General features: G+C 65.4%; 20 protein-coding genes. 12 read left to right on the plus strand and 8 right to left on the minus strand.

Annotated features, from left to right (window positions below):
• Nucleotides 1–274 precede the first annotated feature (274 nt).
• Both GA615_RS17130 and GA615_RS17135 read left to right on the plus strand, forming a co-directional pair.
• Nucleotides 275–1279: a TIGR03009 domain-containing protein gene (locus GA615_RS17130; protein ID WP_161602392.1), complete on the plus strand. Its 1005-nt coding sequence runs from the start codon at nucleotides 275–277 to the stop codon at nucleotides 1277–1279.
• A 174-nt stretch (nucleotides 1280–1453) separates the two neighbouring features.
• A complete protein-coding gene (locus GA615_RS17135) occupies nucleotides 1454–2029 on the plus strand; it encodes a DUF6939 family protein (protein ID WP_201750217.1) in 576 nt (191 codons plus the stop codon).
• A gap of 31 nt (nucleotides 2030–2060) precedes the next feature.
• On the opposite strand, the gene GA615_RS17140 is transcribed toward GA615_RS17135, so the two are convergent.
• From GA615_RS17140 to GA615_RS17155, 4 genes are all read right to left on the minus strand, one after another.
• Nucleotides 2061–3617, minus strand: coding sequence for a gamma-glutamyltransferase (locus tag GA615_RS17140; protein WP_161602393.1), 1557 nt, complete (start codon nucleotides 3615–3617; stop codon nucleotides 2061–2063).
• Between the two features lie 226 nt (nucleotides 3618–3843).
• Nucleotides 3844–4116: a hypothetical protein gene (locus GA615_RS17145; RefSeq protein WP_152052544.1), complete on the minus strand. Its 273-nt coding sequence runs from the start codon at nucleotides 4114–4116 to the stop codon at nucleotides 3844–3846.
• Nucleotides 4117–4480: 364 nt separating this feature from the next.
• Nucleotides 4481–5395, minus strand: coding sequence for a XamI family restriction endonuclease (locus GA615_RS17150; protein WP_152052545.1), 915 nt, complete (start codon nucleotides 5393–5395; stop codon nucleotides 4481–4483).
• Entirely contained in the window at nucleotides 5392–6957 is a 1566-nt protein-coding gene (locus tag GA615_RS17155) for an N-6 DNA methylase (protein ID WP_201750218.1), read from the minus strand. The genes GA615_RS17150 and GA615_RS17155 overlap by 4 nt, the downstream gene beginning before the upstream one ends.
• Before the next feature lie 555 nt (nucleotides 6958–7512).
• Here GA615_RS17155 and GA615_RS17160 point away from each other — a divergent pair.
• The 3 genes from GA615_RS17160 (at nucleotide 7513) to GA615_RS17170 (ending at nucleotide 9835) form a co-directional block, all read left to right on the plus strand.
• Nucleotides 7513–8649, plus strand: coding sequence for a hypothetical protein (locus GA615_RS17160; RefSeq protein ID WP_152052547.1), 1137 nt, complete (start codon nucleotides 7513–7515; stop codon nucleotides 8647–8649).
• A gap of 427 nt (nucleotides 8650–9076) precedes the next feature.
• Nucleotides 9077–9490, plus strand: coding sequence for a Yip1 family protein (locus tag GA615_RS17165; RefSeq protein ID WP_152052548.1), 414 nt, complete (start codon nucleotides 9077–9079; stop codon nucleotides 9488–9490).
• 24 nt (nucleotides 9491–9514) lie between these two features.
• Nucleotides 9515–9835, plus strand: coding sequence for a hypothetical protein (locus GA615_RS17170; protein ID WP_152052549.1), 321 nt, complete (start codon nucleotides 9515–9517; stop codon nucleotides 9833–9835).
• Between the two features lie 136 nt (nucleotides 9836–9971).
• On the opposite strand, the gene GA615_RS17175 is transcribed toward GA615_RS17170, so the two are convergent.
• From GA615_RS17175 to GA615_RS17185, 3 genes are all read right to left on the minus strand, one after another.
• Complete coding sequence (locus GA615_RS17175) at nucleotides 9972–11456, minus strand: alpha/beta hydrolase (RefSeq protein WP_161602394.1); 1485 nt, start codon at nucleotides 11454–11456, stop codon at nucleotides 9972–9974.
• 12 nt (nucleotides 11457–11468) lie between these two features.
• A complete protein-coding gene (locus tag GA615_RS17180) occupies nucleotides 11469–11840 on the minus strand; it encodes a hypothetical protein (protein ID WP_152052551.1) in 372 nt (123 codons plus the stop codon).
• Between the two features lie 159 nt (nucleotides 11841–11999).
• Entirely contained in the window at nucleotides 12000–12539 is a 540-nt protein-coding gene (locus GA615_RS17185; RefSeq protein ID WP_152052552.1) for a DUF6702 family protein, read from the minus strand.
• A gap of 337 nt (nucleotides 12540–12876) precedes the next feature.
• Here GA615_RS17185 and GA615_RS17190 point away from each other — a divergent pair, with 337 nt between their 5' ends.
• Together GA615_RS17190 and GA615_RS17195 are read left to right on the plus strand one after the other, a co-directional pair.
• Nucleotides 12877–14598, plus strand: coding sequence for a GntP family permease (locus GA615_RS17190; RefSeq protein ID WP_152052553.1), 1722 nt, complete (start codon nucleotides 12877–12879; stop codon nucleotides 14596–14598).
• Between the two features lie 45 nt (nucleotides 14599–14643).
• Nucleotides 14644–16101 carry a GntP family permease gene (locus tag GA615_RS17195; RefSeq protein WP_152052554.1) on the plus strand — a complete coding sequence of 486 codons (1458 nt, stop codon included), beginning with the start codon at nucleotides 14644–14646 and terminating at the stop codon, nucleotides 16099–16101.
• A gap of 101 nt (nucleotides 16102–16202) precedes the next feature.
• Here GA615_RS17195 and GA615_RS17200 read toward each other — a convergent pair whose 3' ends face one another.
• Nucleotides 16203–18791 carry a sigma-70 family RNA polymerase sigma factor gene (locus GA615_RS17200; protein ID WP_152052555.1) on the minus strand — a complete coding sequence of 863 codons (2589 nt, stop codon included), beginning with the start codon at nucleotides 18789–18791 and terminating at the stop codon, nucleotides 16203–16205.
• Between the two features lie 369 nt (nucleotides 18792–19160).
• Here GA615_RS17200 and GA615_RS17205 point away from each other — a divergent pair, with 369 nt between their 5' ends.
• The 5 genes from GA615_RS17205 (at nucleotide 19161) to GA615_RS17225 (ending at nucleotide 24306) form a co-directional block, all read left to right on the plus strand.
• Complete coding sequence (locus GA615_RS17205) at nucleotides 19161–20651, plus strand: cytochrome ubiquinol oxidase subunit I (protein WP_152052556.1); 1491 nt, start codon at nucleotides 19161–19163, stop codon at nucleotides 20649–20651.
• 94 nt (nucleotides 20652–20745) lie between these two features.
• Nucleotides 20746–21765, plus strand: coding sequence for a cytochrome d ubiquinol oxidase subunit II (gene cydB / locus GA615_RS17210; protein WP_152052557.1), 1020 nt, complete (start codon nucleotides 20746–20748; stop codon nucleotides 21763–21765).
• Between the two features lie 284 nt (nucleotides 21766–22049).
• Entirely contained in the window at nucleotides 22050–22433 is a 384-nt protein-coding gene (locus tag GA615_RS17215; protein ID WP_152052558.1) for a hypothetical protein, read from the plus strand.
• 320 nt (nucleotides 22434–22753) lie between these two features.
• Nucleotides 22754–23083, plus strand: a complete 330-nt coding sequence (locus GA615_RS17220; protein WP_152052559.1) for a hypothetical protein — start codon at nucleotides 22754–22756, stop codon at nucleotides 23081–23083.
• 146 nt (nucleotides 23084–23229) lie between these two features.
• Complete coding sequence (locus tag GA615_RS17225; protein ID WP_152052560.1) at nucleotides 23230–24306, plus strand: hypothetical protein; 1077 nt, start codon at nucleotides 23230–23232, stop codon at nucleotides 24304–24306.
• The last annotated feature ends 47 nt before the right edge of the window (nucleotides 24307–24353 follow it).

The following is a 24353-nucleotide window of genomic DNA, read 5'->3' on the forward strand; positions in this document are numbered from 1 at the left end:
CAACCCAATGGGCCCCACGGCCCGCGGCCGATCTTCGGAGATACTCCCGTTCGGTCCTTCGGGTTTCAACGGCCGCGGCGGGGTTCTCGTCCGATCGGTTCCGAGAATTCCTCGAAAAACCGAAAGACCCGCCGCCTCGGGTGGTCAAGATTGGGGGGATCCGGTACGATCCGCCTCGATCTCGGGCCGTTTGCTTGCCCGAAGGCTGGATTGCGCCCTTTGCGGGGCGTCGGCCCGGCCAGCCCCGAACAACCCGATCCCGGAGGGACGCGGAATGCGACGGATCGCTCCCCTGATCGTCGGCCTCCTCGCCGCACTCGGCCCGATGGCCGCGGCCAAGGGCCAGGCGACCCCCTCGAATCCAGGCCAGGCCCCCCGCCCCCAGACCCGAGCCGGCGCGAGCCAGACTCCCCCTGCCCCGGCCATCCCCGGCCCGGCCCGAGGCGCCACCTATGATCCCTCGGTCCAGCGGGCCTCCACCCCAGCCCCGGCTCAGGCCCCGGCCCAAACTCAGGCTCAGCCCGCCGCTCCCGAGCAGGCCCCGAGCGACCCCGAACTCGACGCCGTCCTCGCCCGCTGGGAGCAGACCAGCGGCAAGATCGAGACCCTCTACGCCACCTTCGAGCAGGTCGACGAGATGACCATCGTCGGCGACCGCAAGGTCTACAAGGGGGCCGCCTACCTCCGCCGGCCGAACCTCGTCGTTCTGCAACTGGAGAAGCAGACCGGCGACGAGGGGGAAGAAAAATTCGTCTTCGACCGCCGCATCCTCGCCAACGGCGGCGAGGTGGTCGAGTTTGACGGCCCGCTCCGCCAGATCACCATCTTCCCCCTGCCCAAGGACGCCCAGCAGCGCGCCCTCGAAGAAGGCCCCCTGCCCTTCCTCTTTCGCATGAACATCGAGGACTTCAAGCGCCGCTACCGCGCCAACCTCATGCCGCCGAACCAGGAAGGCACCCACCGGATCGCCATCTACCCCAAGATCGCCGCCGACCGCGACGCCTTCTCCGTCGCCGTCCTGATCCTCGACGCCAAGACCCTCCAGCCGAAGAGCATCCACACCCTCGCCCCCAACGGCAAGGACAAGCAGAACTATTACATCAAGGAACTCAAAGCCAACGTCGCCATCAAGCCCGAGCTGTTCGTCTGGGACTCCGCCAAGGCCCAGCAGGCCCAGAAAGACGGCTGGCGGATCGTCCGCAACCCCGACCAGCCCGTCGTCCAGCCCCCTCCCAACGAAATCGGCCGCCAGGACGGGCTCGAACCCATCCCCCGCTAAAGGCAATGCCGCAGAGGCACTTCACATGAACAAGGGGTGGCCGGGGTCGTGACAACCCCGGACGGACCGATGCCGATGCGATGGCCCCTCGCCACTGACGCCCCGGTTGCAAGCCTTTACGCCGCCGGGGGCATCCACCGATTCCTTTGAGATCAGGACAGGCGACGGAGGGCCTTGGAATTGATCGTCGCCGTCGAGAGCCGCCGCAAGAAGCTCGCAACCGTCGAGGCTCAATGGCCCGGGGCTGTCATCATCGACGTGACCTCCAAGGGGGTCGAACCCTGGGTCCGGTTCAGCCCCTTCTATCCACATGGCGGCATCCCGATCCCGAACTCCGGGTCCCAGACGGCCCAGTCGGTCGAAGGATTGTGGCAGGGGTTGAAGGTCTTCGAGCGAGAGGACATCGACCCCGGCAAGTGGGCCATCACCCGCATGTCAGGAATCAAGCGCGGGGGCGCCAGGCGAGGAGCGGTGCTCGGCCACCGCTTCGGCGTCGAGGGCGACACGCTCCTCGACTACCTCAGCGCTCGCCTGCGCATTTATTTGCCAGCCTACCGATGGGTGCTTGAGCACCGCCTGGCGGCCGAGGTCGAACAGTTGAGGCGGCTCGCCGCCGATCGCCCCTTGGTGCTCCTCGACTACGAAACCAACGCGGATGTCGAGGACCTCTCCCGCCCTCTCTCGCATGCCGCCCTGATCAAGGACCATCTCCAGGGGTGCTGGCCCGCCCCCCGGACCGCGGAGCCCTGATCCCCGGCCGCCCGGCGCCGACCAATCCCGATCACCCCACCTCCCGCACCGCCCCCTCGCGCCTCAAATCAGCCCGACCCATCAGTGACCCGTCGGCCCCGGCCATCACCAGCTTCACCCCGCCGAAATACATGTCCGGGTGATCAAACGCGCGCACCTCGAAGAACGGTTCGAGCAACGACGTGTCGAATCCCGGCTCGCTTCGGGCGATCGGCCGCCCACCCTCGGCCGACGGTTCAACGTGCAACCGAGGCGCCGCCACCGCATCCCCCGGTTCCAGCCCCTCGAACGCCATCCACGCCCACGTCTGCGCCAGGGCCGTCGTGATTCGAGACGCCCCCGGCGTCCCAAACGCCAGCCTCCTGCCGTCGTCGGCCAGCGCCACCGTCGGCGCCATGTTCGAGACGATCCGCGCTCCCGGCGCCAGGGCCAAAAATCCCCCCGGATTCAGCTCCGGCTCTCCCAACGCGTTATTACAGGTGATCCCCGTCCCCGGAATGTTGATCCCCGCGTCGTAGCCGTTGCTCATCGCGATCGAGACAAGACTGCCGTCTCCCGTCGCCACGCTCAGTTGCGTCGTGCCGGGGCTGGAAAGCCTCGGAAGCCACGGCAAGAGCCCCGTCTCCTCCAGCAGCGACCGCGCCATCGCCTCATCAAAATCACCCGATTCGATCACATCCGCGCGCAATTCCAGCAACGTCCGCTGCGCCCTGGCGATCACCAACGCCCGCTCGCCGTGCGACGTCTCGCTTGGCCAGGCCCGATCGAGCCAGCCGATCAAGACCCCCAGCGCCGCCCCCCCGATGCTCGGCGGCGGGTTCAGGTCCAGCGTCCACCCGCGCGACCGCAGCATCAACGGCCGCCTCACCTCCGCGCGGTACGATTGCAGGTCCTTTCGCGCGATCAGGCCCCCGTAGTCCTGCATCTCCCGTACGATCGCCTCGGCAATGTCCCCCTCATACACCGACCGCGCCCCTTCCCGGGCGATCGCCTCCATCGTCCTGGCCATCCCCGGCAATCGGAACGGACTCCCCGGCGCCGCCGGGTTCCGACCGTCCGGGAAGTAGGTCCGCAAACACTCCTCTTGCCTCACATACGACCCCGGCCCGACCCTCGCCAGGTAGTCGCTCATCGTCTTGCTCGCCGGCCATCCCGACCGTGCCAGCTCGATGCTCGGCGCCACCAGCTCGGCCCACGGCAACCTTCCGTGCCGCTTCCAGAGCGTCTCCAGCATCGCCGGCACGCCCGGCACCGCCACCGTCCCCCGGCCGATCTTGATCGCAATCCCGCTCCCGTACGGCAGCAGGTAATCGACCACGTCCAGCTCCTCGCCCGACCTCCTGCACGTCGGATCGAGCCCCGGCACCGTGTGCGCCCCGTCGATCAGCTCGGCCGCTTTCCCCTTCGTCGCCACCATCGCGAACCCCGAGCCGCTGAGCGAACACATCAACGCCTCGGTCATCGTCGCCACCAGAGCCGCCCCCACGGCAATATCGGCGGCGTTCCCCCCCTCCTCGGCGATCCTCGCCCCCGCCTCCGCCGTCGTGGGCGAATCCGCCGCAATCACCGCTCGTGTCGATCCTGGCATAACCGCTGGCTCAGGCCCTGGTCCGCACACCCTCGGCCGACCCCCTCCAATCCGGGCCGACCCACCCTCGCCCTTCATTCTATCCCAATCCCTGTGCGGACCCTACGAGGCTGGGTGGCCAGATCGACCTTCGCGCCGGGTGCCCCGGGTTCCGCGCACGCGGACCCCGGGCGGACCTGCGGGTGGCCCCGTCATCACGAATGGCCATCTTCACTGCAACGCGGTCTCAGGCGTCCTCAGCGCCGGCCCAGCGTTCCATCTGCTCTCGGATCCGGCGCTGCTCGGCGCTTTCCGGCGGTTCCACGGCCGCGGAGCCCGAATCCGATCGAGGCGATCGGCTCAAGCGTCTCGGCGGGTCCTCGACCAGGCCATACGCGCCGGCCGGCTCGACGAAGAAGGGGAGCTTGCACTTCGGGCAGGTCATCGTCGAGCCCATCACGGTCTCGTCCACCTGCAACGTCACGCCGCACTCCGAGCATTCCACATCCACGATGGCCATGATGAGCCTCTCTCGATCGTTCGCATCCCGAGACGGTGAGTCCCCGCGTCCGATCCAGAAGGCACCACGCCTCGGAACACCTCGGGCGATCGGCAGGCCGCCGTCCTCTCCTGACGATGAACGACACCAGCCCCCGCTGTCAACAGGTCAGATCAAGATTCATCGAAGAAAGAACCGCGATACCTTCCGCTCCGGCGCTTCTTCCACCCATGCGGTGCCTCTTCGCGTGAAGCCTTGGCCGGGTGATTTCCGCTGGTTTGCCGCGTGCCATTCCCACGTCCACCTGGGCATGCCCCATTCGCCTGCCGCTCGATCATGGCCACGTCTTCGTGGCCATACCACCCCTCAAAGAGAGAGGTCACTCCTAAGGTCTAGTTTTCTCAATCCAATCAAGCATGGCATTAAGACTGTGGGCCCAGAAGATTGTGAGGCCACGTCGCTGCGCTTCTTCTAGTTTCTGAAGCTTGTAGACGCCGCTGATGACTGCGGTGGACACGACCTGCGTTTCACCAAAGTCTTTACGCCATACCTCTGCTTTCACGGCAGCATCATTGTTGAGACGCTTGACGGAGTTGAGCGCGGAGTTGGATACCTTGCATTCGAGCGGCATGACGCGATGGTCCCATAGACGAATTACGAAATCCGCCTTCCGTGTGCCGAGTTCGCTTTCGCCACAGAACTCGCCGAGCCCCGGCGCAAGCGGCAGCGTGGGGATTGCCCGCGTCGGTACCTTCTTGAAACCAACACCCAGCATGGCATCTTCTACTCGCTGCTCCTGTGCGCTTTTCCCTTCGTGCCGACGCGCGGTCCCGAGCCGCTGCGTCGCTATGAGAGCCGCAGATGCCAATACTGCCGCACCTCGTTCAGCTTCCGTAGCCTCGCGATCATCCGCTACCCACGGAAACCGCCTTCGATCGAGGGCAATGAGGATGAGTTCCACTACACGGTTAACTAACTCCGGATCCTGTTGGAGGCCTTTCTTGCTCAGCGACGTTGTCTCGGCGACCGTCTTGAGGTCATCAGTTGATATGGGAGGGCCGGCGAGGTAGCGGAATGCCTCGTGAAGCTTCTTGTCAGTGAGAACCTGAAGCCCGTTTTCGCGTAGCTGTGTAAGATCTACGGTCTGTTCGAGAAGGTCCTCAAAGAATCCTTGATATTCATCAAAGACTTCGAGGTATGCTTCCAACGGCTCCCGTAGTCGCTCACGTCGGAAGATTGAGATGGCTATCTGCCGATCTCTCTCAAATTCCTCGGTGGTCCACCGGGGCGGATCGATCATGTCGCACCTTGCGAGAGAATATCCAGACCGGGAACAAGAAGACGTTCCATTTCCCGGGGCTCGAATTTCGTTAGTCCACCTGCGTAAGTGCGTCCCTCATTCGTGTTTACGGCGCCTGACAGGTAATCTACAAGGTTTTGCAGAATGCAGTCACTCAGAATTTCTCTTGGGTAGAGACCATGCGCGATATTGATGTGCCGTGCCTCTGCACGGTTCCGCACGAACGCAGGGGGTCGGCGGGCCATATACGTAGCGAGTATCGGGGCAGGCTGTCTCAGCCCTACCGACCACCATGCGCGGCGATTGGTCGCAATGTATGTCTGATGCGCGCCGAGTTTTTTTGCACGGTCGAGGAAACGATCAATCTCTCGTCGCACTGGCGTATCAAAGACATCTAGATCCACGGGTAGGTCTATAACTCGTCGCAATATCGAAGCATCTTCCAGCACTTTTCCTGCAAGAAAGAGCTCGCGTGCCTTAGTAATGGATGGAAAGAGGACCGACGATGGAAGACCCTTACTTAACGGACCCTCGATCCAGACTTTGTTTGCGCCGGTAACCTGGCCACGATGAACGCGGAAGACCTCGCCTAGTTCGACGTATCCTGCCGGACCCCTACGGACTCGGCGAGTGAGGTGCGACCAGCGGACCTCGGTCTCTAGCCGCTCTCGCCGAACCACGCGCTCGTCGCCGCTGAGTTGCAGATCGTCCAGCAACTCGACTCGTTTCATGCGAATCTGCTTCGGTTGGCTCCCGATCTTAAAGGTGGTGATAGCCGCCGTCGTGGCGGCATCAGGGAAAGGCAGAGCAGTCGGCTCGATAACGACGATCCGTTGCCCGCCGAGGGGGCCGATGAATAGGTCGCGAACGAGACTGCCATAGTTGACATCGAGCCACTCCGCTGCGGTAATAAACGCGCCAAAATCGCCTGGTGCTGCTTTCGCAACCGTTGCGAGGAAGAAGTGAACATGCAGCCCAGCAAGCTGACTCGCTGAGAGAGTTAAGCGGGACGCTTCCTCGATAAGCCATCGCTTCCATTGGGAGCCAATTAGGTGGTGGCGAACATATGGTGGGTTGCCAATATACAGTGTCTTGCCGTTAATCGACGAAATTGGGACACTGCGAAAGTCACCTAGGATGACCTTTGATCGGTGGGCGAACCCCGCCACTGACAGATTCGCCCTAGCGATGACGGCGGACAGGGGATCCACCTCGATACCAAGAATCGTTGCATCACGGAATCTTCTCCCAGCGGCAAGGGCAAAACGGGCGGATCCGATGCCGGGATCAATGACACGTTCAGGAGTTGCAAACTGCTCTGCCCAATCAACCATAGCCGTGGTAATTGGCTGAGGAGTGAAAATGGCACCAGTTTTCCGGCGTTCTACAGGTGGGCGGAGCCTGCAGAACGCTTCTCCGAGCGGATCGAAACCGGCGAGTATTTGTTCCTGGATTCGATCCCGAAGTGAAGGTGGAACAGTCGGTAGATTGGCCGTGAAGTGCTCTTCCTCAGAAGACCAGCCTGCGACTTCCCGAGCCCCAAGAGCCATTGCAATGGCCAAGAGGCCCCGCTCCGACGGCTGCTCGGAGAATTCGGTTGCGAGCACGTCAGTCTCGGCAATATTGGTAAAAAGGCTCAGTTGCCGAGGCTTCCTCATGTCTTCAGCCTACCTTTGCCGTCCGTTTCAACAAGATCACTCCTTCCAGCAGATCTCCTGGAGAATACCGGCCGCAGCCTATCAGGACCACCCTAGGGGCCTGTGTGAATCGATCGCTCTATTTTGCAATACGAACGGCAGGCAAGCAAGCTGCTGGGAGCATGCCCACGAAGCTGCGGGCATGCTCCCAGCCCCTCCTTCCTCCGAGGATGGTCACGCGGACATGGCCATACCACTCGGCCATTGCCAGTAAGGAATGCCTCTCCCACACCTCAACAAAAACGCCTGATCGCCCAGCTACTCTCACGGAAAAACGCAATAAAGCCTCGCCGTTTTCCAGATGCTATCAAATAAGTCGCGCGGTCCTCGCCCTGCCGAAACCCACCGTGGGGCCGCTCGCCCGATGGATTCGAATGGCGCACCTCTTGTGTCTCGCTCACCTTCTGGGAGCACGCTCCAATGGCCCACACCACCCTGAAGCAGACGATCGCCAACCGCCTGAACGCCCTCCTGTCCACCGGCCCGAAGACGATCGAGGGCAAGGCCCGATCGAGCCGGAACGCCCGGACGCACGGTCTCTCGAAACTTGGGACGCACCTCTGCGCCGACATGGTCGAGGCGATCGAAACGCGCAAGGCCCAGTGGCGCAACGATTACCGGCCCGAGGGGTCGGCGCAGGAATGGTTCTTCGAACGCCTCGTGGCCGAATCCGTCCGCCTCGATTGCTGCGACGATCGCATCCGAGCCGCCCGCGCCGAACGCTCCGCCCGCGCCGCCGAAAGCTGGGACGACGACCGCGCCGCCGAGATCGCCTCCCTCGCCGCGCGGCTCGCCACGCATCCCGATCGCATTCAACCCATCTTGCTTCAGAGCAAGCATGGGGTCCTCTGGCTCCTGGAGCGGTGGGACGAGGTCCTCGACTCCCTCAACCGTCACGAAGGCTGGACCCGAGACACCTGGAACCTCGCCCTCGACCTGCTCGGTGTCTCGACCGCGGCGCGCGACGGTTCCGGCCCCTGGGACCTCGACCCCGAGGATAAGACCGAAGCCCCCGGCCTCGACCTCGTGGCCCGATCGACCGCCGCCCTCCGTGAGCGCCTCGACGCCTACCTCCACGCCCGAGACGAGCGCGCCCAGACCGACGCCGCGCTCGGCCTCGACGCCGACGATCCCCCCGCCATCCGCCTCCTCGAACGCTACGCCGCCGACGCACGTCGCCAGTTCTCCAAAAATCTCAACGAGTTGCGCCGCCTGCAATCCCTCGCCTCCCGACCCGCCCCCGCCGTCCCGAGCCTTCCCCCCGGCCCTCGACCGTCCCGATCCCCCTCCGTTGACCGCACCGCTCCCGATCGCCCCCCCGCGCCCATCGAAGCCATCGCCGATTCCCCCCCCTTGCGAAACGAAGCCGATGCCCCCGGATCCCCCTTGCGAAACGAACCCGTCGCCGGATCGTCCCCCTTGCGAAACGAAGCCGATGCCCCCAGCAATCGCCCCGCGATCACCCCTGGCCGCCCCTTGATCTCCCTGCCGGCCGCCTCCCCTCGGGAGAACCGCCGCGCCCGACGCGCTCGGGCCGCCGCCGCGCGACGGTCGTGAGGTCCGTCGATTCGTCCCTCCGTCGTATCGTTTCCACCCTCAACGGATGCGTTGTGGGTGGCCCCGGTTGCTCGCCAACCGGGGTCGCGGAGCGACGAGAGGTCTCAGTGCGGCCTTCCGTTGCCTCTTTCGGCTGCGCCGCCCCGGTTGGCGAGCAACCGGGACCACCCAAGACAAGGAGCGGCGCATCAGTTGAGGTTGGAAGCCGTACTCCTGCGGCAACGTCTTCGCGGTTGCGACGAATCCTCTCTGGGAAGGGGGGATCGGATCGGCCCCGTTCGCCTGTGCCTTCGTCGTGTCCGCTTCATTCTTCGCCAACGGACGAGGGATTCATTGCGTGATTCTTGCAATCACGTTCAGGGCTGTGTATACGTCTGGAGCGGCTCACGTCACCGTCCCATCCAGGCCCGATTCGGGAGTCTCCGAGATGGCCAGTTACGACGAAGATGAGGATCTGCAGAACCCCTATCGTGCGCCGATCGGGCGGCATGACGAGATCCGCACCCCTCAGGAGGTGCCGGGGCTCGGGCCCGACCCGAATCCGTGGAAGACCATCTGGCGACGCCCTCGGGCGACCATTCGCTACCTCGTCGCGACCGACCCGACCCGCAACGTCATGCTCCTGGCGGCGCTCAGTGGCATCAACAGTTCGCTGAGCCGGGCCGTCGAGCGCAACGCCGGAGACCTGATGCCGCTGGTCGCCATCCTCGGCATCGCGGTGCTGCTCGGTCCGATCGGCGGCATCATCTGGCTGTACCTCGGCAGCGCCTTGCTCCGGTGGGTTTCCGGCTGGTTCGGCGGTCGGGGGGAGAGCGAACACATCCGCACGGCCATGGCCTAGTCGCTCGTTCCCGTCCTCACGACCATGGTCTTCTGGATCCCCCAACTGATCCTCTTCCGTGGCGAGATGTTCCAGTCCGAGATGCCCCGGGTCGAGTCCAACCCGGCCCTGCTCAACACCATGGTCGCCCTCGGCGGCCTGGAAGCGCTCGCCATCCTGGTCCTGGGCATCTGGACCCTCGTCGTCTTCCTGCACGGGCTGGGAGAGGTCGAAGGCTACTCCGCCTGGAAGGCCCTCGGCGTCTCGATCGTCGCGGTCATCGTGCTGATGCTGTTCCTCCTGGTCATCATCTTCGGCATCGTCCTGGTGGTCGGTGGGGCAATCGCCGGATTTCGAGGAGTATAATCAACTTTGCATTTCTTGGAATCAATGATTCCTTTTGATCAAGAAATCTGATTGCTCGTGTTCGAGCCGGTTCGCATCGCGTCGCGCGAGGTGGGAGCCGGGCCAGTGGCGGCCCGGCTCCTTGAGACGAGCCCGATCAGGAGGAGCGGCCGGGGCCGTCGGCCTCATTCGCCTCGGCCGGAGGTTGAGGGGGACGGGGGGCGGCGGCGGGCTGGGCTTCGGCCTCGGCCTCGTCGTTGAGGTTGGTCACGCGGACGTTGGTGTAGACGACCGGGTCGAGGTTGTACCGCGGTTCCCACTCATCGGCGCGGACCTTGACGGTGGTGTCGAGGAACTCGATCAGCGGGGTGGTGGCTTCGGGGGCGAAGCGGAGGAGATTCGTGGCGGGCAATCGGGTTTCGGTCAACGTCACCCGGCTCAGGCGCTGGCGTTCGATGGTCGGTCGCAGGGCATCGGCCAGGGCCGAGCGTTCGGCGTCTCCGGCCCCGGCTTGCAGCAAGATCGGCAATCGGGGGGCGAGGGCGGTGACGGCCGGTTCAATGGGCCGATCGTTGAGCGTTGGGCGGGGGGAGATCAGGACCATCGCGGCCAGGTCGCTCGTCCGCCCTTCGATCGAGACCGCCCCCCCCGGAGCCGTCGCCCAATGAGCCGCCAGATTGGCCCCATCTCCCAGCGCCACGACGGCGAACTTTGCCAGGTTCAGCTCGCGCCGGTTGTGCCGATCGAGCAGGAACCGGTAGGCCGCCTGCAGGTCTCCGATCCACCGCAGCAAGGGGTTGCCGACGCTTCCTCTCGACCGCGCCGGGCTCTGCCCGTGGCCGCGGAGATCGACGGCAAGCACGGCGTAGTCGAGCTGCTGCAGATGGGTGGCGATCCCCTGGTTCTCCAGATCGGCGACCGCGGCGTCGAAGTCCTGGCTCGATCGGCCGGGGCCGAGGTCGTGCACGAGCAAGACCACCGGCGCGGTCGAGCCGAGCTGCGACGGGTAGTACCGCACGGCCAGCGGAGCGCCGTCGAAGCTGGCGATCGTCAGCTCGTAGCGAAACGGCCACTGGGGGACGATCGGCATGTTCGGGTCGGCCGGCCGGGCCACGGGCGGGCGGGCCGCGTCGGCCGGCATGGCGGCCGGGCCGAGCGGGTCGGCGGCCGGCCCCGCGGCGATCTCCCCCGGCGGGTTCTCGGGAGGCAATCGCAGCCCTCCCGGCGGGGCCTCTTCCGCGTCGGCCTGGGGATTGTCGCCCTGGCCTCCCCTGATCTGAGGAACCCCTCGGGGTCGAGCGGCGGGCGGGGCCTCTTGCTCCTGGTCCTGTTTCGTGTCCTGCGCTGGCAAGGCGCCTGCGAGGGTCAGATGCGCGACGCCGAGCAGCATGGCGATGCGGGCCATCCGTTCGATCGGGGATCGTCGATCGCTTTTCATCGCGGGGTTCTCTCCTCGGTCGGGGCCTTGGCGGCGGGGCATCAGCTCAGGCAAGTCTATCGTATCGCTGATCGCCAGGCGCAATCCAGCCGAGAGCCCCGACCGATCCTCCCCTTCGGATCGGGGCGGAGCGATCGGGAAGGCCCGGCCGATCGGGTCGAGCCGACCGCCGGCCGGGCCGGTTCGATGCGCGGCAGGGCGCATCACCGTCGCCGATCAGGGGCGGTGGGCATCATGGCAGGCCTTGCAGTTGGCCGCTCCCTTGAGCAAGGCGGGAGCCTTGTCTTCCCCCTTCACCGCGGACTCGGCGGCGAGGACGAGGGCCTCGGTCTTGGCCTTCCAGCTTTCCAGGTCACCCTGGGGCGGTTCGTTCTCGGCCAGTCCCTTGTACAGGACGAGCAGGCGATCTTTTTCCTCGGCCGACGCCTCGCCACCGGCCACCTTCTTGTTCAGGCCCCCCTTCATGGCCTCCTTCATGACCTCTGAGATGGTGATCGGCTCGTCTTCGGCGACGAACCGGGCCGATCCGGTCAGGAAGGCGGTGGTGAACAGGAAGGCGCTGGCCAGCATGATCCATTTCTTCGTCATGGAATACGGACTCCCGAGTCTTGGAACCATAAGATCGAGACACCGTGGTCTCGCACACCGGGCCCGCGTGGCAAGACGTCGCCCGGCGGGACATACGATAATCCGAGCAAGATGTCCGGGCTATCGGGTACCGGGACGATTTCGGAAGAAGCTTCGGGGTCATGGTTTCCGGGGCGAGGACGAGGCGCCGGGCCGCTGGAACCGATGGGTCGGATCGTCTCGGGTAAACCGAAGCGAGACGCGATCTCTCGCCCGGCCGAAAACCATGGTGTTGACCTGGTCGGCTTCGATCTCAAAGAGCAACCGGTTCGTAAAGCTGGCCCCCTCGGGACCGTCGGGCAAGCGGGCCTCGACATACAGCCAGGTGGTCTTGACACTCACCTCCTTGCCCACCCATGCCAGCTCGGCCGCTTCGCCGTCGGGAGGGGTGATGACCAGGCAGTCGCGGAGGTAGTCGAGGATCATCTCGTCGACCTTCTCGGTCTGCTCCAGGTTCACCCGCTCTCCTTCGCGGAGGCTGAGGGCCTGTTCCAGGTCGCCGGGGTTATAGATCCGGATCGCCATCTCCAGCGTGCCGGCCTCGGCGTTGAACTCGACCTCGGCGATCGTCACATGGAACGGATGGGCCGCGACCGATCCCGAAGCCGAGGCCGAGGCCAGCGCCATCATCACGACCATCGCCAGTGCCGGGGTGCTCATGGGTCAAGCTCCGCAAAACCTGGGTCCAAACACTTCCGCGTCGATCCGCCCGCGACCAGAGATACTGTACGAGGTCGAGGGCAGAATCGCCAACCGATCCAGACGCTGGAGGTTTGCGACGAGGCAACCGGCGTGATAGTGTCGGTCCCGCATCGCCTTCCGGGCCGATCGGTTCGGGGCGTTGCGAGACGTGATCTCGGGGTCATCGAAGGCGAATCACGATCGAGCCGGCTCGGGCGGTCGGTGGGCCGAAGGGGATCAGCCCCCTCCTGGCCCAGCCACAACCTCGTCCGAATCCCATCGGCTCGGACCGAACCGGCGGAGGCACAGGGCGTCGATGGAGATTCACCCGTTGATCATTCTGGCCATCGGCATTGCGACGGTCGTGGGAATGATCCTCGTCTTGCGGCTCAATGCCTTCCTGGCCCTCATCACCGCGGCCATCCTGGTCAGCCTGATGGCTCCGGGACCAATCGCCGAGAAGATCAGCCGGGTTGCCCTGGCCTTCGGCGCATCGGCCGGAACCATCGGCATCGTCATCGCCCTGGCGGCGATCATCGGCACCTGCCTGATGGAAAGCGGCGCGGCCGATCGGATCGTCCGCTTCTTCCTCCGCGTCCTGGGAGAGAAGCGGGCCTCGACCGCCCTGATGGGCAGCGGGTTCGTCCTGGCCGTGCCGGTCTTCTTCGACACGGTCTTCTACCTGCTCGTCCCCCTCGGCCGATCCCTCTTTCGGCGAACGGGAACGAACTATCTCAAATATGTTCTTGCCATTGCGTGCGGTGGAGCGATCACGCATACGCTCGTGCCGCCGACGCCGGGGCCGCTGTTGATGGCGGCGAACCTGGGAATCGATCTGGGGGTGATGATCCTCATCGGCATTGCCGTGGCCCTGCCGGCGGCGATGGCCGGCCTGGCGTTCGGCGGCTGGGCCGACCGGCGCATGCCCGTGCCCATGCGGCCGATCGGCGGGATCACCGAGCCGAAACCGCCGCGAGACGAGCTGCTGCCGCCGCTCGGTCTGGCCATCTTGCCGGTGGCTCTGCCGGTCTTGCTCATTACCCTGAACACCGTCTTGAAGACGATGGCCGATACCGAGCACGCCGCCCGGATCGTCGCCGAAGACGTGGCCGATCCCGCCGGCTTCCTCGGGCCGTTGGGGGCCGAAGACCTCCCGCCCGACTCCCCCCTGGCCTTGCTCAACACCCTCCTGACCGACGCCGAGCTAGACCGCAACACCCCCTCGGCCGAAACGATCGCCCTGGTCTTAAATGAAGCTGTCATCAATCAACGTGGAGCGGAGAAGGCCCTGAGCCCCACGAACCTTTCCCGGCTGTCCGAGGCCGAGGTGGAACGGGCCAATCGCCTGATCCTGGAGGAACTTTACCCCGAGACGGTCCTGCGACGGCACGAGTGGGAGACGCCGCTGCGGCGGGCCTCGAACGTGGCGTCGTTGGTGGGGGACGCCAACTTTGCTCTGTTGCTCTCGGCCACGGTGAGCATGCTGCTGCTGGTCCGGCAGCAGCGGCACGGACGCGAGGAGATCGCGAAACTGGTCGAACAATCGCTCATGAGCGCAGGTGTGATTATCTTGATCACGGCGGCGGGCGGCGCCTTCGGGGCGATGCTCCAGCAGGCTCAGATCGGCGCGGTCCTGGAAGATGCGTTCGGCTCGGGGGATGCTCCGGATGCGGCGAAGCGATCGGGCCTGATCCTGCTGTTCGTCGGCTTCGGGGTCTCGGCGGTCCTGAAGGTGGCGCAGGGGTCGAGCACCGTGGCGATGATCACCGCCTCGGGGATCATCGCGGCCCTGATCCCGACCGGAGGCGGGGCGGTGCTCGGGTATCACCCGGCCTATCTGGCCACGGCGATCGGCAGCGGATCGTTGATCGGTTCGTGGATGAACGACAGCGGCTTCTGGGTCTTCGCCAAGATGAGCGGGCTGACCGAGGCCGAGGCGCTCAAGAGCTGGACCCCCCTGCTCCTGGTGCTTGGCACGGTCGGCCTGATCGTCAGCCTGGTGCTGGCCGTCGTCTTGCCGCTGACGGGCCTGGCCTGACGTGATGGTGTCCGAGCGTCGGAGCGTCTTCGGGAGTGTCGTCTCATGCACCCTGTCGCGACCCTTGGCCTGGCCATCGCCCTGGTCCTGTTCGGCATCCTGGCCCTGCGCCTGCACGCCTTCCTGGCCCTGCTGCTGGCGGCGTTCGTCGTGGCGACCTTGACGCCGGCCGAGACGCTCCGGTCGATCCCCGAGGCGAGGCTCGCCGCCGGGGACTGGACCGCCAAGCGGGCCGACGCCTTCGCCTCGTCGACCCCGGCGGCCCGCGTGGCCGAGGGGTTCGGTGACACGGCCGCGAGCATCGGCATCCTGATCGCGATGGCGGCGATCATCGGCAAGTGCCTGCTCGACAGCGGCGCCGCCGATCGCGTGGTCCGGTCGGCCGTCAACCTGGTGGGACAGGCTCGGGCCTCGCTGGCGTTCCTGGGCAGCGGGTTCGTGCTGGCGATCCCGGTCTTCTTCGACACGGTCTTTTACTTGATCATGCCTTTGGGCAAGGCGATGTGGCTACGGAGCCGCCGCGATTACCTGCTCTATGTGCTCTCGATCGTGGCCGGGGCGACGATGGCCCACTCCCTCGTCCCGCCGACGCCGGGGCCGTTGCTCGTGGCCGGGGAACTCGGCGTGGACCTGGTGACGATGGGAGTCGCCGGCATGGTGGTTGGGTCGATCGCGGCGCTGGGAGGGTACGCCTTCGCCCGGATCTTGAATCGCCGGATGGACATCCCCTTGCGCGAGTCGGCCGACCTGTCGATCGAGGATCTCGAAGCCGTGATCCGCAAGCCTGACTCCGAGCTGCCGCCGCTCTGGCTGGCCCTGACGCCGATCGTCCTCCCTTTCCTGCTGATCGCCTCGGACGTGACGCTCAGCACGTATCTGGAGCGGCTCGACGGGGCCGAGCCGCTCGGATGGGTGGCGGCCGTGACCCCCCTGGTGCGAACGATTGGGGACAAGAACGTGGCGCTGACGATCGCCGCCGGAGTGGCCATGAGCATGCTGATCGCCCGCCCGGGGGTCGATCGGAAGTCCCTGGCCGAGGCCGTGCGGAGTGCCCTGGCCGGGGGCGGGGTGATCATCCTCATCACCTCGTCGGGCGGTGCCTTCGGCGCGGCGATCCGGCAAGGCGGGGTCGCTCAGTCGATCGAGGCGATGGCGGGGGGCAGCTCGGCCGCCTTTGTCTTGCCGGTCGCCTTCCTGGTGACGGCCCTGGTCCGATCGGCCCAGGGATCGGCCACGGTGGCGATGATCACGGCCGTCGGCGTGCTCGCCCCCCTGGCCGAATCGGGGGCGCTCGGCTGCCACCCCGTCTACCTCGCCATGGCGATCGGCTGCGGCTCGAAGCCCGTCGCCTGGATGGCCGACAGCGGCTTCTGGGTCATCCTCCAGATGTCCGGCCTGACCGAGGCCGAAGGCCTGAAGACCGTCACGCCCATGACCGGCATCATGGGCCTCGTCGGCCTGGGGGCGACCATGCTCGGCGCCTGGCTCTGGCCGATGCTCTGAGCGGGACGATCCGGGGTAGGGGCGCGGGGCTTTGGCATCCCTGGAGGTGTCGGCCCCGCCCTTCCGATTCCCAGGTCCTTGCCGATGTGAGCCGTCCGAGGTCACGGGACCTCGTCCGGCTCGGGGCCGGCCGGCGGCTCCGTCTCTAAGGGGCCTGGCATCGCCAGCGCCACGCGGACGATGACACGGTCACGGAGTTCGGGATCGTCGATGCTCTGGAGCACGCCGCGGGCTGCGTCGAGTTCCCCGTCCTCTGCGAGCAGGGCCGCCAGGTTGGGAAGGAACTCGTCCCTGGCTTTCTCGGGAAGTTGCGCGGCCGTCTCGATCGCGGCCCGAGTCCCATCGAGCTTCAGGCGGATTCGGGCGAGATTCGACGCCGCCAGCACGATCCTGTTGGTCGTGGCGAGCAACGGATCCCAGCCGTTTGAGCGATCAGGCCTGGAAGACTCTCGGATGATGATCGTCCTGAGCTCGGCCTCTGCACGTTCGAGCCCGTTCCGCAAGGCGGCCCGTGCCCCCAGATCATCGCCCGACGCTCGCCTGGCCTCATGAAGCTTGAGCCAATCGTTGCTGTCCGCGTCTCCTCGCTCGACGAGTTCCGCCGCGAGCGCTTCCGCTTCCTCAATCTCGCCGAGCCTGAGGTACTCTTCGGCCGCCACCCGGATCGGGAAGCTCCTCAACTCATGCCGCTCGATCGACTCGATGGACTCCCTGGCCTCACCCAACGTCTCGCGGGCTCCCTCCTGATCACCACCATCAAGCTGGGCCTGCGCAACCAAAGCAAGCAAGAATAATTTCATATGATTGTAAATCTCGGTCATGTGCGATGGGCCGCTCATCTCGATCCGCCGAATGGTCTCAATGGCGTCGTCGAACCGGCCATGTCGGGCAAGGACCTGCGCAAGGGTGCTCAAATCTCCATTGCGACGCCAGGTTTCTTGCTCAACCCGTTCCTGCTGCAGTTCGCCCTCAGCCCTGATCATGGTCTCGATGGCGTCGTCGAACCGGCCATGCCGGTCAAGAGCCTGCGCAAGGGTGCTCAAATCAATACGATTGCTATGAAGTTCTTGCTCGGCGCGTTCAGGTTGCAGTTCGCCCTCGGCCCGGATCGTTGTGTCGATTTCGGCAAGGATCTCGGTGAGGAATTCATCGTCCTCGGGCAACAGACTCTCGGCGATCGCCAGGAGGGCTTGGCGCCGATCAGGAGCACCCTCGGGGAATTGAAGGTGTGCAGCGGCCTTCACGTCGCGGATCGCCCGCGCAACCTCGCCGGAACGGGTCAGGATTCCCACTCGGATCAAGGTCGCCTCGGGCTCACCGAGTCCCGATCGTTCGACGAACGCGAGATACGGGTCGGCGACGGCCCGAATTCCTTCCCGGCCTATCCATTTTCCCCACATGGCAATGAGGCGCGTCCACTCACTTCGCTGCCGATGATTGTCCATTGCCTCGATGATCGGGATCGCCGCCCGGAAGGACTCCAGCGCCGCATCGCGGTCCCCCGCCTCGGCCTGGGCACTGGCGATTCGGGTGATCGGGTGTCTGGAGTTGCCCAGGGCCTCCACAGGGATTCTCTTCGCCGAATCACGGGCCAGTCTCAGGACTTCGAGGGCCTCGGCGGACTGGCCGCGCCGGCTCCGCGCCTGGCCGAGGCGCAGGAGGACCTCCGCCCGTCGCTCGGGGTCATCCAGCGATGCGGCAATCGCCTCGGCCCGTTGGTCGATCGCCTCGGCAGAGAGGGCGGGTGCCTGGCGATTCGGGACGGGTGAGGGCTCCCGGGAAGTCGAGCCCGAAGGGTTCCCCGGATTCGACCCCTGGGCCACGACCACGGCCGCGGCACCGGCGGCGCAGAGGCTGCCGCCGAGGACGAGGACGGCGGCGGTGGTTTTCAGCTTGGCAAGGAACATGGCGTGGATGACTCCTCGGGACAGGGCCGCGACGGTGGGGGAGAGGGAGGCGACGCCGGCCCCGGTGGCGGCGCGGCCGAGCGAGAGGGAGACGGCGGAGCGGACGGTCCGCTCCGTCAGGGCGTTCGGGACGATGCCTGCGAGGGCCGCAGGCGCGGGGAGGGTCGGGGAAGCGCCTCGGGACGAAAGGCGGGAGCGGAGCAAGGCCCGACCGCGGTTCAGGCGGGCCTTGATCGTGCCGACGGGGCAGCCGAGCCGGGAGGCGACCTCCTCGTAGGAGCAGCCGCCGAGGTCGTGCAGGGCGATCGGCCCGCGGTAGTGGGCGGGCAGGCGGTCGAGCTCGCGAAGCAAGGCCTCCAGGTCGCCGGGGGCGTCGGCGAGGGGGGGGACGGCGACGGCCTCGGGGCGGGCGGCACGGCGCTCGGAGTCGCGGCGGGATCGGGCGTCGGCGAGGGATCGGAGGGAGATCCGCCGGGCGACGCCGTAGAGCCAACTGGCGACCGAATCCCGACGGCGGATCGAGGCGGCCCGCTCGGCCAGGACGAGGAAGGTGGCCTGGTAGGCGTCCTCGGCGGCGTGCCGGTCGGAGAGGACCCCCCGGCAGACGCGCCAGACCATCGGCCCGTGGCGTCGGACGAGGGTCTCGAAGGCCGCATCGCCGCCGTCGTCCGGCTGCTGGAGGAAGCGGTCGAGCAACCGGCCGTCGGGCCAGTCGCCCATCGTCCCCAGGCGGAACAGGGTCCGCCAGTCGCTCCCCGCCATCTTCGACCGATTCCCCGCCATGAGCCCGGGTCCTCCTTACCCTATTGGTGTGCGCCGAGTGCCGGTGTCCTCTCCTCCATAGTGCATCGGGGAGGGGAGATTGTTGCACGATTTTGTGGCGGGGTCTGGTTTTGGGGCAATTGAGGCGCCCGGGAAGATGGACAGTTCGAGCGTGTCGGATGCGTTGAACGTTCCGAAGCGTCCGCACGGTTCGCACGGTTCGAAGGGGACAGAATACGATCAGATATGGAAATCTCGGCAGACGACGCTATGATCCCAGAACAAGGGGGACGCTCAGCGACGGCTTGACGAGGTGATTCTTGCCCGGACGCGCGCCCCTTGACGACCCGATCGCCGCCCGCCCCGAGTCCTCGACGGAGCCGAGTTGCCGTGGATGTCTTGCTGCTGTCTCGGTTGCAGTTCGCCTTCACCATCATGTTTCATTATCTGTTCCCGCCGTTGACGATCGGGATCAGTATGGTGCTGGTGCATTTGGGGTTCATGCGCCTGATTCGCCCAGACGATCGGATTTATGAACAGGCGGCGAAGTTCTGGACGAAGATTTTCGGCCTCAATTTTGCGCTGGGGGTGGTGACGGGGATTGTGATGGAGTTCGAGTTCGGCACGAACTGGGCGGCGTATTCAAGATATGTGGGGGACGTGTTTGGTTCGGCATTGGCGGCGGAGGGGATCTTTGCGTTCTTCCTGGAGTCGGGGTTTTTGGCCGTGCTCCTGTTCGGCTGGGAGCGGGTGGGGGTGAAGACGCACTTCTTCGCCACGGTGATGGTGGCGATCGGGGGGATCTTCTCGTCGATCTGGATCGTGATTGCCAATAGCTGGCAGCAGACGCCCACCGGATTTGAAATCCGGGAGTACGAGATCCACGGGCAGACGTTCACCCGCGCCGAGATCACGGATTTCTGGGGGATGGTGTTCAACCCGTCAACGGTCGATCGCCTGATTCACGTCTGGCTCGGGGCCTTCATCCTGGGGGCCTTCTTCGTGATGAGCATCTCGGCGTGGTACTTGCTGAAAAATCGTCATGTGGAATTTGCCAAGCGGTCGTTCACGGGGGCGTTGATTCTGGCGACGGTGTCGTCGCTGCTGCAACTGACCTCGGGGCACTCGCAGGCGACGATGGTGGCCGAGCATCAGCCGGCGAAGCTGGCGGCGATGGAGGGCCTGTATGAGACGCAGTCGCGGGCGCCGCTGTCGCTCTTTGGCTGGCCGGACAGCGAGGAACGGCGGACGAAGTTCGCGGTCGAGGTGCCGGGGATGCTCAGTGTCCTCTTGCACGGCGATCCCGAGGCCGAGGTGAGGGGCTTGAACGACCTGGAAGCGGACTACGGGATGCCGCCGGTCTGGCTGACGTTTCAGGCGTATCACCTGATGATCGGCATCGGCATGCTGTTCGTGGCGACGACGGTCCTGGCGACGTATTATCGGATGCGAGGAACCTTGTATGAGAAGCGCTGGCTGCTCTGGTACTTCGTCTTCGCGGTCTTCCCGGCGTTTGTGGCGAACGAGGCGGGATGGGTGACGGCCGAGGTGGGCCGGCAGCCGTGGGTCGTGTATCCGACGGTGGTGGACGGCACGTTGCAGGGGGGATTGCGGACGAGCGATGGATTGTCGGAAGTGGTGACGGCCGAGCATGTGCTGGGATCGATCATCATGTTCGGCTTGATTTACGCGTTGCTGTTCGTCCTGTGGATCATGATCCTCAACAGCAAGATCCAGCACGGGCCGGAGCCGATTGCGGAGACACCGCCCGACTCTGGCTCTCATGTGCTTGAGGCGGCGTCGGCGCGGGTCGATCATGCCGGGTCTTTGACCGAGGCGAAGGAGCCGCCGGAGCCGAGTGAAGGGAAGGGAGCATCCTGATCGACCCCGGCGGGTGCTGAGGTGAATGGGGGAAGCGGTGGGCGGCGGTTTCGGCGAGTGACCACGGATCACATCAACAAAGGCGATCGACTCAATGGATCTCAACCTGCTCTGGTTTATTCTGCTCGGGGTCTTGCTGGCCGGGTACGCAATTCTGGATGGCTTCGATCTGGGGGTCGGCATCCTGCACCTGACGGCGAAGGGAGACACCGAGCGCCGGGTCATGATCAATTCGATCGGGCCGATCTGGGACGGCAATGAGGTCTGGCTCGTGACCTTCGGCGGGGCGATGTTCGCGGCCTTTCCGGAGGCGTATGCGACGGTCTTTTCGGGATTCTACATTGCGTTCATGATGGTCCTCTTTGCCTTGATCTTCCGCGCGGTGTCGATCGAGTTTCGGGGCAAGAGCCACTCACAGCGTTGGCGGCGGGTGTTCGATTTCAGCTTCTTCGCCTCAAGCCTGCTGGCGACCCTGTTGTTCGGGGTGGCGATCGGCGCGGCGATGGCGGGGGTGCCGCTGGATGAGCGGGCGCTGTATGCGGGAGGGTTCTTCGACATCCTCTCGGTCTATACCTTGATGGTCGGCGTGCTGGCGGTAGCCCTGTTCACGATGCACGGAGCGATTTATCTTTTGTTGAAAACCGAAGGGGACCTGCGCGAACGGCTCTACCGGCACGCCTGGACGGGGTTCGGCTTCTTCCTGGTGACGTACCTGATGGTCACGATCCTGACCCTGGTGACGATCCCCCGGGCGACGGCCAATTTCGAGGAGTACCCGTGGGCCTGGATCGTGGTTTTTGCCAACATCCTGTTGATTGCGAACATCCCCCGCAGCCTGTTCCTGCACAAACCGTCGCAGGCGTTCGCCTCCAGTTGCGGGGCGATTGCCGCGTTCGTCTTCCTGCTGGGGATCGCGCTCTTTCCGAACATCGTGACCAGCTCGATCGCCCCCGACGAGCGCAGCCTGACGATCTACAACGCCGCCAGCTCGCAGCAGACGCTGTGGAACATGGCGATTGTCGCGGCGATCGGCTCTCCCCTGGTCCTTTCGTACACGGCGATCGTCTACTGGACCTTCCGGGGGACGGTGCGGCTGGACCCGCACAGCTATTGACCCGGTCATCGGGAGACGGGGTGGCGGTGATGAAAAGGACGATTTGTGGGTGAATCGCGCCGAAGAGGACGCCCCAGACTAGTTCGCCGACCGGGATGCCAAGGACTCGTTGCGCCCAGATGCTCCCTTCGAAAACGCCGTCGTCGAGGAGTTGGGGCCAGATCAGGATGAAAAGGTGGAGCTCGATGAGGTAGTAGAGGGCGTATCCGACCGAACCGGCAAGGACCATCGGCCACCGGATGCGTTCCCAGCGGACGATCGCGAGCAAGACGAGCGTCATGCCGATGAGCGAAGCGCTGACCATCTCCAGGCCCATGACGGAGCCGATGGCGATGGTCGCCATGCCGAGCAGCACGACCCCGAGGTATCGCTTGGCGGCGATCGTCCCCGCGCCCCGGAACGCGAACACCCTGCCGGTTCCGGCGGCGGCCGCGAGCCAGGCGACGGCTCCGGCCTGGACCAGGAACAAGACATCCTCGACACCGGCCGCCATGCCTCCGAGACGGGACGGCGCCCAGTACCAGCCGCGCTCGGGGACCGTGATCAAGGCAAACCCTGCCAGGGGGATCGTGCTGAGCCCGCTGATGAGCATCATCGGCCGTTGCGCGGGGAAGAGCAGGAAAAGCAGGCCCACCACGGGAAGCGACAGCAGCCCGCTGAGGAGATAAGGATCGTCTCGAAGGAGCGAACCGATCGAGTCATCCATGAGGCACGGATCCCGAGGTTTCGTCTCGTCTCGTCCCATCTGCCGGGCATACGCCGCCCTGGCCCTCGTGCTGGGTGAGATCATCCTATCAGGATACCGCGTTCGGTCCCTTTCGGGCAAAACGAGGGCGAGATGGGCCGTCGAGGGGCGGAGGCATTGGGTGCGAACATTGAATTTTTGTTTGCTTTGGGCTGCCCCGTTGCAGAGTGCCGATCCGACCGAGTAGCTTGAGAGACTGTGATAGATCGGTGTGTTCTGAAACGACGAGATTAACTCACTTCAATGCTCACCTCTGTTGCGATTTTTTACCTGGTGATCAAGGGGGCCTTTCTCGCGGCACTCGTCAAGGCGTTCACGTCGAGCGATTCCTTGATGGAAAAGCCGATCATGATGGCGGTGATCTACACGCTGGGCATTGCCGGTCTGAGCTACGTGTACCTGAACCCGTCGATGCTGCGGGAGATGGGGATCTCCTGGGAGGACCGGCGGATCTGGCTGGGGACGACGTTTTTGCTGGCGGCCTTGTACTTCTGGTTGCTGGCGAAGTTCGAGAATGCCGGGGCGCTCTGGTGGGCCATCTTGATGCTGGGCCTCGGCCTGGTGATTTATTGAACCCCTTCGGACGAGGCCGCCGAGCGGGACGAAGCGAAGCGAGACGAGACGGGACGGGACGACGCAGTGCCGACGGTGAGTCGCCACCGGATTGAAGCGTGACGAGGCGAGCAGCGATCGCCTGGGTTGGAAGCGGGGACGCAGTGATGACCATCGATTTCGCGTGTCCGAGGTGCGGCGCTCAGTTCACCGTTCCCGCATCGCTTGCGGGCAAGACCGGCCGGTGCAAGAAGTGCCAGCATCAGATGACGATTCCCGCCTCGAAGCCCGTGGCGGCGCAGGTGGCCGCCAGCGGGATGTTCCGGCTGTCGAGCCTCAGCACGGCCGGGGCCGGTGCCGTGCGGGGGACCGGCGCCCGACAGGCAGACGGGGGAGGACTGGGCTTCCCCTCCAACGTCGGGCTCGCACCGTTGACCGAGGAGGTGCGGCCGGTCTTCGGCAAAGGGGCGCCTCCGTTGCAGAAGCAGTACAGCTTCAACCCCGATTTGCTGCTGGAGAACTCGGCGCCGGGTTCCTCTTACAAGCTGGTGGCGTCGCAAAAGGTCTTGCCGACCGTCGGGAGCAAGGCGAGTGCTCGCACGCCGGGGTTTCTGGAGCGGCTCTGGCGAAGTCAGGCGAGGGCTGTGCTGGGCCTGGTGCGTCAGATCAGCGACGTGGTCTACCTGCTGACGGTCCCTTGCGTGATTCTGATCCTGGTGGCGATTGTGCTCGACCGCCGCGACCTGGCGGTGCTCGGGGCGACGGGGGTGATCGTCCTGAGTCTGCTCCGCCTCGTGCTGGAAGGGTTCGCCCTGGTCGCCGGGCCGTTCAAGGAGAACCCGCTCCAGGGGATCCTGTTCCTGATCCCGCCGTTCACGTTCATTTACCTGTCCAAGTACCCGAAGCGGACGAAGAAAGCGTTGGGCCGGGTGCTGGCGCCGATGGGCTGGATTCTGGGGGTCATCCTGGCGTTTGCGTTCGTCCCGCAACTGTCCAGCGGCGAGGGAGCTGAGAACGGCTCAACGCTCGATCGCGCCCGAACCGAGGTCAACGCCCTGAAAGGGGACGTGTCGAGCGAACTGGAGGGCCAAGGGGTCTCGCTCGACGCGGTCCGGGATTCCGAGACCGGCCGGCGCGCCGGCGAAGCCCTCGGCGAATTGAAATCACGAGCCCGGCAAGGTCTCGACCAGGCCAAGCAGGCCCTTCCCCAGCAGAAGACGCCGGCGTCTGAGCCGAACCCCTGACCCGTCGCCTGAACTGCCGAGGCTGCCGTATCCCACCGAACCGACGC

The organism is Tautonia marina (genome assembly GCF_009177065.1).
GTDB lineage: Bacteria > Planctomycetota > Planctomycetia > Isosphaerales > Isosphaeraceae > Tautonia > Tautonia marina.